Below are 13,603 nucleotides of genomic sequence, written 5' to 3' on the forward strand. Positions count from 1 at the left end.
TTGTTTTTATCGAAAAACGTTTAGGACAACATTGGAAAAGAGCAAATATATCCAACCAGAGATTTCAATATGCAATGTGGAAACCGACCAGATGATGGCAACCAGCACCATCCCTCCTCGCGTAGAAGATCCTGCAGACGGAGACATTGAGGTGTTGACCAACATGGAGAAGTTCACAGACATCTGGGGAAACGAGTTTTAAGGTTTCCCATTCGAAGAGGAACGGAACTACAAGACGTTTCCCGATTTTGGGGCAGTCCAAGGAAGGGCTGCCCCTTTCCATATCCAGACCATTCCGGCAAGGCGGAAAGCATCGGCAACGAAACAAGTCCCAAAGCCACCAAGCCTGTAAAACAAACTGCGCACGTAAAGGTATCCCCCCACGTGCGCAACTCCTATCCATCCGGCATAACCGGAAAAGAAGCCCCGGATTTACTTATTCAGTTTCCAGGTAAAACCGTCTTTCGTATCTTTCACCTCAAAGCCCAAAGCGGCCAGGTTATCGCGGATTTTATCACTGGTAGCCCAATCCTTATTGGCTTTGGCTATCATACGCTGTTCCAAAAGCATATCCACCACTTTGCCGAAAGCTTCTTCACGTCCACTTCCGCCTCCCGTTTCTTCTTTCAAACCGAGAATGTCGAAAGCAAAGGTATGGAACACTTCGGTCAAGGCGGCCAATACATCACCGGCCATCGTAGCTTTTTGGTCTACCACCGTGTTGATGACACGGCAGGCATCGAACAAGTGGCTGATGACGATGGGTGAATTCAGGTCGTCGTTCATCGCCTCGTAGCACTTCCGACGAAGTTCGTCCACATACGCCATCTCTACACTGCCACCCGCTGTCGGGGTAATCCGCTTCAGATTGGCTATGCCCTCCATCAGGCGGGCCAATCCTTTCTCACTGGCCTGCAAAGCTTCATTACTGAAATCCACCGTACTGCGATAATGAGCCTGAAGAATGAAGAAACGGATGGTCATCGGACTGTAAGCCTGCGTCAGGCTTTCGTGCTCACCGCTGAAGAACTGTGCCAAAGTAATGAAATTACCCAGACTCTTGCCCATCTTCTGCCCGTTGATGGTGATCATGTTGTTGTGCATCCAATAGTTCACCATGTCGCTGCCCTGGCTGGCCACGGCTTGTGCGATTTCACACTCATGGTGCGGGAAAATCAGGTCCATTCCTCCACCATGGATGTCGAAATGGTCGCCCAAGTACTTGCGCCCCATGGCCGTACACTCGCAATGCCAACCGGGGAAACCGTTGCTCCACGGACTGGGCCAACGCATGATATGTTGAGGCTGGGCACACTTCCATAAAGCGAAATCCACTTGGTTATGCTTCTCTCCCACGCCGTCCAAAGCCCGGGAGTTGTTGATGACATCCTCCAGATTGCGTCCGGAAAGCTTGCCGTAATGATGCGCCTTGTTGTATTTCTCCACATCGAAGTACACGCTGCCCTCACTGACGTAGGCATAACCGTTATCCAGGATTTCCTTCACCAGTTCTATCTGCTCGATGATATGCCCGGTGGCATGCGGTTCGATGCTGGGCGGCAACACATTCAGAGCCTCCATGGCCGCATGGAAACGGTTCGTGTAGTATTGTGCCACCTCCATCGGCTCCAATTCCTCCAAACGAGCCTTCTTGGCAATTTTATCTTCGCCTTCGTCGGCATCGTGCTCCAAATGCCCCACATCCGTAATATTACGCACATAGCGTACTTTATAACCGATATGCTGCAAGTAACGGAACAGCAGGTCGAACGTAATGGCCGGACGGGCATGTCCCAGATGAGCATCCCCATATACTGTCGGCCCGCAGACATACATCCCGACACGACCCGGCGTGACGGGTTTGAACTCTTCCTTTTTACGGGAAAGCGTATTATAGATAAATAATTTTTGTTCCATAATCAATGTATTTGATGGTCTATGATGCATATTCCGGGTCGTCTCCGTTTTCCCGGATCAGACGGAGCAGTTTCTCCACAGCTTCTTCCGCCGGAATGTTCCGCTCCACACATTCTTTTTTCTTATACAAGCTGACTTTACCGCGCGCAGCCCCCACATAACCGTAATCGGCATCCGCCATCTCGCCGGGACCGTTCACGATACAGCCCATGATGCCAATCTTCAGGCCTTTCAGATGCCCGGTGGCCGCCTTAATACGGGCTATCGTGTCTTGCAGGTCGTAGAGCGTACGCCCGCAACCGGGACAAGAGATATATTCCGTCTTGGTCGTCCGCAAACGGGCAGCCTGGAGGATACCGAATGCGGTGGCGTCTATGTCGCGATGCTCCAACGTACCATTATTATATAGGTACAGGCCGTCGCAAAGCCCATCGAAGAGCAAGGCTCCCATGTCGGCCGCACTTTCTATTTGGAAATCCTCCTTTTCCTCCTGCCCGTGGGCGTACTGTTGGAAAATGACCACGGGGTTCTGCAAACCTTCGCGCGTCAGTTCGTGCACCAGAGCACGATGCTCGCCCAAACGGTTCTGATGGTTGCTTTGAGAAATCACCACCACCTCCGGATGATATTTCAGGCAGGCACGCACTTCTTCATTCAAAGCTCCGTATGAAAGGAAAAGAAACTTCAAATCGGCTGTACACTGGCTCATGAAAGGCAGCATATTATAAGGAAAAGCCGGATACGTACCGGATTCACCGGTCCAGACATCCGCATCCACGATATAATCCCCCTCACGCTCTTCCACGGGAGGCAGATTACGGCCGCAATAAATGTAGTCGGGACGAAAATCGGGATGAGCTTTGAAACCTTTCAATCTGCCGGAAGCAGCCAAGTCCATACGGTCGGCTATGACAACAGGCACATGGTCTCCTCCGATATTACGCACGGCTCGCGTTTTCCGCCGTACGGGGTTCAAGTAATCGAAATCCTCCGCTTCGGCTGCCGGTATCATCATGGCACCGTCCCGACGGAGCACATAATCCACCAACTTACGTGCCACCGGAATTTCAGCCTCCGGAGCTTCGCTCAATGACACACGGACCGTATCACCGATACCGTCTGCCAACAAAGCCCCGATGCCTACGGCACTCTTGATACGTCCGTCCTCACCGTCGCCGGCTTCGGTCACACCCAAATGCAAAGGAAAACGCATTCCTTCACGCTCCATGGCATCGACCAACAAACGCACACTACGTACCATCACCACCGTGTTGCTGGCTTTGATGGACACCACCACGTCCTTGAAATCTTCCTTCACACAAATGCGCAGGAACTCCATGCAACTCTCCACAATACCTTCCGGCGTATCTCCATAGCGGCTCATGATGCGGTCGCTCAACGAACCGTGGTTCACACCGATGCGAATGGCCGTATGGTTCTCACGGCAAATGCGTAAGAAAGGAACGAAACGCTCCTCTATCTTTTTCAACTCCTGCGCATACTCCTCGTCCGTATATTCAAGATGCTTGAACGTACGGGCTGCGTCCACATAGTTTCCGGGATTGATACGTACCTTCTCAGCATACAAAGCTGCCACGTCGGCCACTTTCGGATTGAAATGCACGTCGGCCACCAAAGGTACCGCACAGCCTGCCGCACGTACACCGGCGTTGATGTTCCGCAAGTTCTCGGCCTCACGCACCCCTTGGGTCGTCAGACGTACATAATCTCCTCCGGCTTCGGCAATGCGTAACGTCTGAGCCACACAGGCCTCGGTATCCATCGTAGAAGTGTTCGTCATGCTCTGCACCCGAATCGGATGGTTCCCGCCCAACGGCGTACCGCCGATCTGCACTTCACCGGTCTCCCTGCGTCGGTAATCGAACAAGTTCATCCGTCTGTCTTTAATTGCACTTAAACTTATACTTCACATCGGCCAGTTCCGTATTGGCCTTTACAATCTTCTGCTTCAGGTTTTCTTTATAACCCGCCAAACGCAAAGCCAGTCCTTCATCAGCCAGCGACAGCATCTGTGCGGCCAGAATGGCGGCATTCTGCGCTCCGTTGACTCCCACCGTAGCCACCGGTATGCCGGGAGGCATCTGAATAATGGAAAGCATGGCATCCAAACCGTCCAACATCCCCTTGATAGGAACCCCGATGACGGGCAATGTCGTATTGGCCGCTATCACACCCGGCAAAGCCGCTGCCATCCCCGCTCCCGCAATAATTACTTTCAGGCCGCGTCCGGCAGCCTCTTTGGCAAAAGCCTCCACCTCGACCGGTGTCCGATGGGCCGACAAAGCGTTCATCTCGAAAGGGATTTCCATCTCATCGAAGAACTTGGCAGCCTTTTCCATCACCGGAAGGTCGGACGTACTGCCCATGATAATACTTACAACTGGTTTCATGACTTATCTGAATTTTTAATTGAACTCGTTTTCTATAATAAAATTATACCGGCAAAACCGCAAACCACTCCCACGAGGGTACCGGCCACCACTTGCGCCAGACTGTGCTGACGGAGCAACATACGTGCTGTCCCCACAGCTCCAGATATCAGTACCGTAACACACAGCCACCAAACAGGATTGAACATGAACAGTACCGAATAAGCCACTAACGCACCGATCACACCGCCTGCCCCGGCCGAATGCATGCTGATTTTCCACCACACATTCACAATGACGCATACCATCTGTATCAGCAAAGCCGACACTAAAATACCGCACATATAACGCGGCATGTGCATACGGAACATCAAATGAAGACAGGCCACGTAAGACAGGATGAACAATATATAAGGTATGGCACGGTTCTCCCGCAAACGCAGTTGCACCGGCGCCCATCCGTTCAGCTTACGATATACGTAAATACACAAGCGAGGCAATAATATAGTGAAAACATATACCATCGCCACCACCGTCAATTTGTAAAGCAACGGCAACAGGCTCAGATACGTGAAAGTGAACAAGGCCACAAACCCCACAATCGGTATGTAATATGGTCTGAACACTGCCGACAACAGACGAGCCGCTACAATAAGTCCCTTGTGTTTCATTTTCTTAACCGTGCTACGGGGATTCCCAGTTGTTCCCGGTATTTGGCCACCGTGCGCCGCGCAATGGGAAAGCCTTTTTCATTCAACATCGCCGTCAATGCCTCATCGCTCAGCGGCTTCTTCTTGTCTTCCGCCTCGACCAAATCCTTCAAAGCGGCCTGAATCTTACGGGTAGCAATCTCCTGCCCATCGTCTGTCACATAACCGTCGCTAAAAAACCATTTGAGCGGATAAGTCCCGTAATGGGTCTCCACGTATTTACTGTTGGCAGCACGGGATACGGTAGAGATATCCAATCCCGTACGCTCGGCTACATCCTTCAATATCATCGGGCGTAACAAAGTCTCATCTCCTTCCAGAAAGAAAGGACGCTGCAAATCAATAATAGCCTGCATGACAGCGGTCAACGTACGCCGACGCTGTTTCACAGCCTCGATAAAGCCCTGTGCTTTTTCTATCTTTTGGCGGGTATATTGCAAAGCTTCCCGTTCCGGCCGACTCATCTTGGCACGCCCGGTATCCACCTGGTGAAGGATTTCCATGAACGAAGGGCTGATACGCAACTCCGGTACGTCGCCTTTATTGAACGAAAGGGTAATCCCCCCATCGTCATCGGTCTCTACGGCAAAGTCCGGCACAATCTGTTGATAATTATGTCCTACCACCTCGCCCATGGCACTTCCCGGACGCGGATTGAGCTTCTTCAAATCTCTCTGTAAACGTTCGCATTCCGCCTCTGTCAAATGCAGACGGGCGGCAATCCTGTCCCAGCGTTTATGGGTAAATTCATCAAACAGTTTGTCGATAATTTCATACTCCAACTGTTTTTGCCGGCTCCCGCGATGTTCGTCCCGGCGGAGTTGCAGCAAAAGACACTCTCTCAAATCGCGTGCTCCGATACCGGGAGGATCGAAAGTCTGCAAACGGGCCAACACTGTTTCCAGTTCCGCCTCCGTAGTTTGTATTCCTGCATATATCTCCAATTCGTCCGCCAATGTGGAAAGTTTCTTTTTCAACAAGCCATCATTTTCCAACGAACCGATAAGATAAGTCATCAGTTCCTGTTCACGCGGTGTCAGGTCACATTCGTTCATCTGCTCCGTCATCTGCTCATAGAAAGATGTCGTGTCGCCATAGTCCATCGTTTCCGGACGGTCTTTCCCTCCCCGTTCCTGCAACAGATAATCCGGCACATCGTCCGGAGTCCGATAATCATCCATCGCCTGCCGCACCTCTGCCGGACGATATTCATCGGAAGGCAGACCACCGTCCAACCCGGAAGTCTCGCTTCCGGCCGACTCTGCATCTGTTCCGTCATAGACATCTTCCGAAGACGTATCGGCATCCTCGGGACTTCCCAGACTTTCTTCCAACGCTCCGTTGTCTATCAATTCGTTTTTCACGCGTTGTTCCAGCTCTGAAACGGGCATTTCCAGCAACCGCACCTGCAACACCTGCTGCGGGGACAGTGTCTGAACCTGCTGCATAGATTGAGACTGAACTAATTTCTGTGACATATATACACGTTTAATGAGACGTTTTCCGTTGCAAAGTTAGCGTATGACCCGAAAAATGCCAAATATATTCAGACAAATGATTGGATTCCGCCCTCTCATTCTCTGACCAAAGCATAATCCAACTGCTTCTTTTCCAAATTGGCTTTCGCCACTTTTACTTGTACCGTATCCCCCAGAGAATAACGATGATGATACTTACGTCCCCACAAGCAGTAGTTACGCTCGTCGAATTCATAATAATCGTCATCCAAATCACGCAAAGGCACCATACCTTCACATTTATTCTCATTGATTTCCACATACAGGCCGAACTCCGTCACACCGCTTACGGTTCCTTCAAACACTTGCCCCAGTTTGTCGCTCATGAATTCCACCTGCTTATACTTGATACTGGCACGTTCGGCACTGGCAGCCAACTGCTCCATCGCACTGCAATGTTCACACAATTCTTCATACTTGTCCTGACTGGCACTGCGTCCTCCGTCGGCATACCGTGTCAGCAACCGATGCACCATTACGTCTGGATAACGGCGGATAGGGGAGGTGAAATGCGTATAGTAATCGAATGCCAACCCGTAATGTCCGATATTATGCGTACTGTAACGCGCCTTCATCATGGCCCGCAACGAAACGGTTTCTATCAGATTTTGTTCTTTCTTCCCCTGAATGTCGGTCAATAGCTTATTCAATCCTTTAGCCACCTCTTCCTTAGCCCCTGTCGGCTTCAGTTTATAGCCGAATTTCACAATAAACTCACTCAGATTAATCAGCTTGTCCTGATCCGGCAAATCATGCACACGATAAGGCAGCGTCTTGGGCTTTTTATTTTTAGGCTGCTTCCCCACACTCTCAGCTACCGTACGATTAGCCAGCAACATAAACTCTTCCACCAATTTGTTCGCATCTTTCGCCACCTTGAAATACACTCCTATCGGTTTACCCTTATCGTCTATATCAAAACGAACCTCACTACGGTCGAAATTGATGGAACCATGTTCGAAACGCCGAGCACGAAGTTGTTTGGCCAAACGATTCAACGTTATCAATTCCGTGGCAAAATGTTCGGCCGGCAATACGTCCGGCCCGTTAAAGTTCGGATCTGCCGCATGGTCGCCCGGCATCTTATAGTCTTCAGGCGAAGCTTCCTTATGGTCTTCCAACACTTTCTGTACTTCTTCATACGTAAAACGACGGTCACTCTTGATGACCGTATGGGCCAGATGCCAGTCTTTGACTACAGCCTTGTCGTCCAACTTGAAAACGGCACTATAAGTCAACTTCTCTTCGTTCGGACGTAAAGAACAGATGAAATTACACAAACGTTCAGGCAGCATCGGAATCGTCCGGTCTACCAGATACACGCTGGTGGCACGCTTCACAGCTTCTTTGTCTATGATGCTCCCCTCTTTTACATAATGCGAGACGTCTGCAATATGTACTCCTACTTCCCACAATCCGTCATCCGTTTTACGAATGGAAATCGCATCATCAAAATCCTTGGCATCCCTCGGGTCGATGGTAAATGTCGTCACCTCACGCAGGTCCTCACGCTGCCTGATTTCCTCGGCCGTAATACCCGGGTCGATCTTCTCAGCCTCATCTTCTACGGACTTGGGATAAGCATAAGGTAAACCGTATTCAGCCAAAATGGCGTGCATTTCCGTGGTATTGTCTCCACTCTGCCCCAATATATCCACGACCTTACCAATCGGATTCTTGGCATGTTCGGGCCATTCGGTAATCTTCACCACAGCCTTATCTCCGCTTTTACCACCTTTCAACGCTTTTTTAGGAATAAATATGTCGTTGGCCAGCGTACGGTCCTCGGTGAGCAGGAAAGCAAAATCCTTACGCACCTCCAATCTTCCGACAAACGACCTGTCACTCCTTTCGAGAATCTCGACCACTTGCGCCTCGCGTACATGATGCTTCCTGCGGGCTAACAAAGTCACTTTCACCTTGTCTCCTCCCATGGCATGCAAAGAGTTCCGTTCGGCCACAAGAACAGGCTCTCCTCCATCCAACGGGGTCACGGTATTTTTACCGTTCGCTTTGCGATTGAATATGGCTTCAAACACTTGCCCTGTGGTATTCAAACGGAAATGCAGCTTCTCCGTTTCTTTTATATAATCATCCATCGCCAAATCTTCCAACAAGTCCATACAAAGCAACTTGGCGGGATGAGTGTCCAGTTTCAAGTCTCTGAATATACGTTTAATGTCGTAAACCTCGGCGGGATTATTTTGAAAAAGTTCCATTAACATTTTCGCCAGTTCTTTTTTCTTCAGGCGCTTGCCGCCTTTCTTTCCTGTTTTTCCCATAAATCTGATATTTTAGAGGTTTGTTATCTATAATCTTTCTGCAAGTTAAGCATATTTATTCATTCCGCTCCTCTTTTATCTCTTATTTTTTCTGAAAATGCTTATCTTTGTTCTTTCTTTTTCATAAGCCAACAGACCAATGAAACTAACCGAACGGGAAAAAGCCATCTATCAAGTCACATGGGCAGGAAGTTTTGTCAACTTTCTGTTAGTCATATTCAAATTCATAGCCGGAATTCTGGGGCATAGCGCAGCCATGATAGCGGATGCCGTACATTCATTATCTGATTTTGCAACAGACATCGTCGTACTCATCTTCACACGTATTTCCAATAAACCGCAAGACAAAAATCACGATTACGGCCATGGCAAATACGAAACGCTGGCCACAGCAATAATAGGTATCGTACTTTTTGCCGTAGGCGCAAGCATCTGTTGGAACGGACTACAAGCTATCCAAACCGTATGGCAAGGAGGTCGTCTTCCCGCCCCGGGCATGCTTGCTTTTGCCGGAGCCATCATTTCCATCGTTTCCAAAGAACTGATATATCGTTACACCATCCACGTGGGACGCAAAATCAATTCCAGTGCAGTCATTGCCAATGCCTGGCATCACCGTAGCGATGCCTTCTCCTCCATCGGAACAGCCATAGGTATCGGAGGGGCTATAGTTTTAGGTGAATCATGGAGTGTGCTCGACCCTATGGCTGCAGTGGTCGTGAGTTTCTTCATCATGAAGGTAGCCGTCCAACTCTTGAAGCCGTGTGTGGACGAGCTGACTGAGAAATCATTGCCGGATGAAATAGAAAAAGAAATCTGCCTCATTACGGAGAACACACCGGGAGTGTCGGCCATACACAACTTACGCACACGCCGCATCGGCAACCATTATGCCATAGAGATGCACATCCGGATGGACGGGCATTTGACTTTGTATGAAGCACACGCCAAGGCATCGGTCATAGAAAACAAATTGAAAGAAAAATACGGAAATGAAACCCATGTGGGCATCCATGTGGAACCCGTGAAGAGTGCCGATGGCACTTACAGGGAATAAAACCAATAGAACAAACGCGTATGAAAATATTAGTAACAGGAGCCAGCGGCTTCATCGGTAGTTTTATCGTTGAAAAGGGGCTGACGGAAGGACACGCGATGTGGGCAGGCATACGTGCCACCAGTAGCCGGAGCTATCTTCAGGATTCCCGAATCCGTTTCGTTGAATTAGACATGGAACATCCTGAAATCCTACGCTCCCAACTGGCGGCATGCAAGGCCGAGTTCGGAGGTTGGGATGTCATCGTACATGCAGCCGGAGCCACCAAATGTATCCGACGTGAAGACTTTTTCCGCACCAATACGGAAGGTACACGTCATTTTGTCGATACGCTCCGCGAACTGGACATGGTGCCCGGGCGTTTTATTTTCATCAGTTCCCTCAGTGTGTTCGGCGCCATACGCGAACAGGCAGTACGTCACGCCACCTCGGACAATCCTTGGATATATGCCCCGATACGGGAAAATGATACGCCACGCCCCAACACGGCATACGGGGAAAGCAAGTTGGAAGCCGAACGTTATCTCAAGTCTTTGAAAGATTTTCCTTATGTCATTCTCCGTCCCACCGGCGTATACGGGCCACGTGAAAAAGACTATTTCGTCATGGCGCAAAGTATTAAACAACACGTGGACTTCAGCGTAGGTTACCGTCCGCAGGAAATCACATTCATTTACGTGAAAGACCTCGTACAAGCCGTTTTCTCTGCCATGGTAAAAGATATCATCGGGCGCGAATTTTTCATCAGCGATGGAAACATATACCACAGTACGGAATTCAGCGACCTGATACGCACGGAGCTCGGACATCCGTTCATGCTCCGCATCAAAGCCCCGGTATGGTTTCTTCGTGTCGTATGCGCCATAAATGGCAGTTTCAGCACATGGCGAGGCCGCACCACCACCCTTAACCGTGACAAATTTCACATTCTATGCCAACGCAACTGGCAATGCGACATCCAACCGGCCGTGAAAGAACTGGACTTCCGTCCCGAATATCCTTTGGCACGAGGAGTCAAAGAAACGATAGCCTGGTATAAAAAGGAGGGATGGCTATGAAAAAATCCTTCCAATGGCTTACCGGACACGACAATCAATCCAAAGGCTTATGGCCGATTGAATGGCTGGCTATAATCTACAGTATCCTCACAACCCTGACCATGTTCGTGCTTTGGCCGGACATGAACCATCCTTGGGACATGCTCGCCGACCGCCTGTACATCTTTCTCGGTACAATCTTATTATGGAGAATCTATCTCCTTTGGCCGCGCAGACTTATGACTTTCATCCGTATCACGGCACAGATGGCTTTGCTCAGCTACTGGTATCCGGACACTTACGAGTTCAACCGGACGTTTCCCAATTTGGACCACATATTCGCCCGATGGGATGCAGTGCTGTTCGGTTGCCAGCCTTCATTGGAATTCAGCCGCCTTTGTCCATGGCCCTGGTTTTCCGAAGCCGTAAATATGGGTTATTTCTCTTATTATCCCATGATCGTGGCCGTCATGGTTTTCTTCTTTCTCTGTCGCAATGACCGTTACGAGAAAGCCTCATTCACCGTCATGTGTTCCTTTTTCATCTTTTATCTTGTCTATATTTTCCTCCCCGTTGCCGGCCCCCAATTCTATTTTCAGGCCGTAAGTCCGGAAAGTGTCGAGAACGGGATATTTCCGTCTTTAGGCACCTACTTCAACCATCGTACCGATATGCTACCCTCGCCGGGCTATGCCGACGGTTTCTTCTGTCATTTAGTAGAATGGGCTCAGGATTCCGGCGAACGTCCGACAGCCGCTTTTCCTTCCTCGCATATCGGTATTACTTTTATCCTGCTTTATCTGATCCGTCCGCAAAGCAAACGTTTCTTCTTCATATTATTGCCTTTCGCCTTCCTTTTGACACTGGCCACAGTCTATATTCAGGCACATTACTTAGTGGATGCCATTGCCGGGATATTAGCCTCCTATCCGGTTTTCTGCCTGAGCAAATGGATATATTCCCTTTCGACCGGAGCCCCAAAGAATCCCCTGTCTTCAGCAACATGAATGTCCGCCGAGAGACTGCGGAAATCAATAATGAAAAGAACTCCCCCCCACAAACTCACGTAACAGGGAAGTCGGTGGAATTTCATCATCTGCCATAGGTACGAAATAGCGCAGGAACTTACGCAAACGATAAGCCTCGGAATACTCCGGTACATTTTCAGGTACCCTCTCCAATATCGGCAGAGCCTGATTGCGAATGACTGCCAGTTCGAACAACAAAGCACTGTTGAACATGGCATCGGCCTCCTCCTGATAAGGGAAAATCCATTTGTCTTCTCCCTCGCGTACACTGGGCCAGCGGCGGATGGTATCCAAGGCCGAATAACCCCGATATTTGTAATCGCGAATGATACGCCGCAACAAACGGTTGTCCGTAGTCGGAATATAATTATGCGCATCCAACAAGATGGTCGTCATGGCCGAGACATAAATACGATATTTGTATTGTTCCTCAATCTGGGCTGTCAGCTCAGGATTCAAACCGTGAATACCCTCCAGAATCAGAATCATGTGGTCTTCCAACCGAAGTTTCTTCCCACTCTTCTCACGTACCCCTGTCTGAAAATTAAAATGGGGTAGTTCTACTTCCTCGCCTGCCAACAAAGCCTGCAGTTGACTGTTGAAAAACGGAAGATCCAAAGCATAGAGCGACTCGAAATCATATTCTCCATGCTCGTCCCGTGGCGTGTGCTCCCGATCCAAAAAGTAATCATCCAACGATATGGGATAAGGTTTTATCCCGTTAGCCATCAACTGAATGGACAAGCGTTTGCTGAATGTCGTCTTCCCACTCGACGACGGACCGGCTATCAATATCAGTTTCAGATTCCGCCTCGACTGTATTTCATCGGCAATACGTACGATCTTCTTTTCCTGTAATGCCTCGGCTACGTTGATCAATTCCGTAGTCCGCCCCTCTTGACAAGCTTTGTTAAAGTCACCTACAGTACCCAGTCCAACGATTTCCTGCCAACGATGATGTTCCCGAAAGATTTCAAGCATCTTCTCCTGATGTACCATCTCCTCCAGTTTTTCAGGATTCTTCCTGGACGGAATACGCAACAACAGGCCATCATAATATTTCATTACGTCAAACACCTTCAATCCTCCCGTCGACGTCAGCAATGAACCGTAAAAATAATCCACCGTCTGATCCAACTGGTAATAATGTGTGTAGATAGCACCGTAACTCTCCAACAACCTCACCTTACTCGTCATTCCCTGACGACGGAACATTTCTATCGCATCCTCCGTAGGACTTTGTATACGGTGAAAAGGTATATCGGCATCTACAATTTCACGCATCCGACGCCAAATGGCTGTCACGTCATCCTCTTCTATCGGCCGCCCTATACGCAAGTCGCAATAGTACCCTCTCGATACCGGCGTCTCGATGCGCAACACACACTCGGGAAATAAATCTTTCACAGCTTTTACCAACACGAAAAAAAGCGAGCGGGTATAAGTACGCATCCCTGAAGATGAAGTGACATCAAGGAACTCCACATCCTTGTCATTATAAAAACGATAATGAAGTCCTTCCACCTTATTATTGACCTTCGCACTGACCGGTCCGTAAGGCATTTGCAGATTTAACGCATGATAAGCATCCCAAAGTGTACTTCCGATAGGGAGTTGAAGAGTTTTTTTATTATTTTTGCAACGTATTTTGATTTCTTGTACCAT

Annotated in this window: 11 protein-coding genes; 4 read left to right on the forward strand and 7 right to left on the reverse strand. The window is 49.2% G+C overall.

Annotated elements, in window-relative coordinates; genetic code table 11:
- Window positions 1-202, forward strand: a 202-nt coding sequence (locus HMPREF9441_RS18745; protein ID WP_008618709.1) for a hypothetical protein, incomplete at its 5' end; no start/stop codon positions are given.
- A 230-nt stretch (window positions 203-432) separates the two neighbouring features.
- Here HMPREF9441_RS18745 and cysS read toward each other — a convergent pair.
- The 6 genes from cysS to rnr form a co-directional block, all read right to left on the reverse strand.
- Window positions 433-1,917 carry a cysteine--tRNA ligase gene (gene cysS, locus HMPREF9441_RS04995; protein ID WP_008618711.1) on the reverse strand — a complete coding sequence of 495 codons (1,485 nt, stop codon included), beginning with the start codon at window positions 1,915-1,917 and terminating at the stop codon, window positions 433-435.
- Between the two features lie 19 nt (window positions 1,918-1,936).
- Complete coding sequence (locus HMPREF9441_RS05000) at window positions 1,937-3,811, reverse strand: 4-hydroxy-3-methylbut-2-en-1-yl diphosphate synthase (RefSeq protein ID WP_008618712.1); 1,875 nt, start codon at window positions 3,809-3,811, stop codon at window positions 1,937-1,939.
- Window positions 3,812-3,821: 10 nt separating this feature from the next.
- A complete protein-coding gene (gene purE / locus HMPREF9441_RS05005; protein WP_008618713.1) occupies window positions 3,822-4,328 on the reverse strand; it encodes a 5-(carboxyamino)imidazole ribonucleotide mutase in 507 nt (168 codons plus the stop codon).
- A gap of 32 nt (window positions 4,329-4,360) precedes the next feature.
- The gene (locus HMPREF9441_RS05010; protein ID WP_008618714.1) at window positions 4,361-4,978 is read right to left on the reverse strand and encodes a membrane protein; all 618 of its coding nucleotides are present in this window, start codon (window positions 4,976-4,978) and stop codon (window positions 4,361-4,363) included.
- Complete coding sequence (gene rpoN / locus HMPREF9441_RS05015) at window positions 4,975-6,495, reverse strand: RNA polymerase factor sigma-54 (protein ID WP_008618715.1); 1,521 nt, start codon at window positions 6,493-6,495, stop codon at window positions 4,975-4,977. The genes HMPREF9441_RS05010 and rpoN overlap by 4 nt, the downstream gene beginning before the upstream one ends.
- A gap of 95 nt (window positions 6,496-6,590) precedes the next feature.
- The gene (rnr, locus tag HMPREF9441_RS05020; protein WP_008618716.1) at window positions 6,591-8,816 is read right to left on the reverse strand and encodes a ribonuclease R; all 2,226 of its coding nucleotides are present in this window, start codon (window positions 8,814-8,816) and stop codon (window positions 6,591-6,593) included.
- Window positions 8,817-8,955: 139 nt separating this feature from the next.
- On the opposite strand from rnr, the gene HMPREF9441_RS05025 reads away from it, so the two are divergent.
- From HMPREF9441_RS05025 to HMPREF9441_RS05035, 3 genes are read left to right on the forward strand one after another with little or no spacing between them, the layout of a single operon-like run.
- Window positions 8,956-9,873 carry a cation diffusion facilitator family transporter gene (locus HMPREF9441_RS05025; RefSeq protein ID WP_008618717.1) on the forward strand — a complete coding sequence of 306 codons (918 nt, stop codon included), beginning with the start codon at window positions 8,956-8,958 and terminating at the stop codon, window positions 9,871-9,873.
- Window positions 9,874-9,893: 20 nt separating this feature from the next.
- A complete protein-coding gene (locus HMPREF9441_RS05030; RefSeq protein WP_008618718.1) occupies window positions 9,894-10,931 on the forward strand; it encodes an NAD-dependent epimerase/dehydratase family protein in 1,038 nt (345 codons plus the stop codon).
- Window positions 10,922-11,917 carry a phosphatase PAP2 family protein gene (locus HMPREF9441_RS05035; protein WP_008618719.1) on the forward strand — a complete coding sequence of 332 codons (996 nt, stop codon included), beginning with the start codon at window positions 10,922-10,924 and terminating at the stop codon, window positions 11,915-11,917. The genes HMPREF9441_RS05030 and HMPREF9441_RS05035 overlap by 10 nt, the downstream gene beginning before the upstream one ends.
- Before the next feature lie 24 nt (window positions 11,918-11,941).
- Here HMPREF9441_RS05035 and HMPREF9441_RS05040 read toward each other — a convergent pair whose 3' ends face one another.
- On the reverse strand, window positions 11,942-13,603 hold the full coding sequence (locus tag HMPREF9441_RS05040; protein ID WP_008618720.1) for a nucleoside kinase: 1,662 nt from the start codon (window positions 13,601-13,603) through the stop codon (window positions 11,942-11,944).

This window comes from Paraprevotella clara YIT 11840, assembly GCF_000233955.1.
GTDB lineage: Bacteria > Bacteroidota > Bacteroidia > Bacteroidales > Bacteroidaceae > Paraprevotella > Paraprevotella clara.

Bases quoted from the DNA above. Each gene is read 5' to 3' on its own strand.
- cysS (WP_008618711.1), bottom strand. From the start codon at position 1,917: ATGGAACAAAAATTATTTATCTATAATACGCTTTCCCGTAAAAAGGAA.
- HMPREF9441_RS05000 (WP_008618712.1), bottom strand. From the start codon at position 3,811: ATGAACTTGTTCGATTACCGACGCAGGGAGACCGGTGAAGTGCAGATC.
- purE (WP_008618713.1), bottom strand. From the start codon at position 4,328: ATGAAACCAGTTGTAAGTATTATCATGGGCAGTACGTCCGACCTTCCG.
- HMPREF9441_RS05010 (WP_008618714.1), bottom strand. From the start codon at position 4,978: ATGAAACACAAGGGACTTATTGTAGCGGCTCGTCTGTTGTCGGCAGTG.
- rpoN (WP_008618715.1), bottom strand. From the start codon at position 6,495: ATGTCACAGAAATTAGTTCAGTCTCAATCTATGCAGCAGGTTCAGACA.
- rnr (WP_008618716.1), bottom strand. From the start codon at position 8,816: ATGGGAAAAACAGGAAAGAAAGGCGGCAAGCGCCTGAAGAAAAAAGAA.
- HMPREF9441_RS05025 (WP_008618717.1), top strand. From the start codon at position 8,956: ATGAAACTAACCGAACGGGAAAAAGCCATCTATCAAGTCACATGGGCA.
- HMPREF9441_RS05030 (WP_008618718.1), top strand. From the start codon at position 9,894: ATGAAAATATTAGTAACAGGAGCCAGCGGCTTCATCGGTAGTTTTATC.
- HMPREF9441_RS05035 (WP_008618719.1), top strand. From the start codon at position 10,922: ATGGCTATGAAAAAATCCTTCCAATGGCTTACCGGACACGACAATCAA.
- HMPREF9441_RS05040 (WP_008618720.1), bottom strand. From the start codon at position 13,603: ATGGTACAAGAAATCAAAATACGTTGCAAAAATAATAAAAAAACTCTT.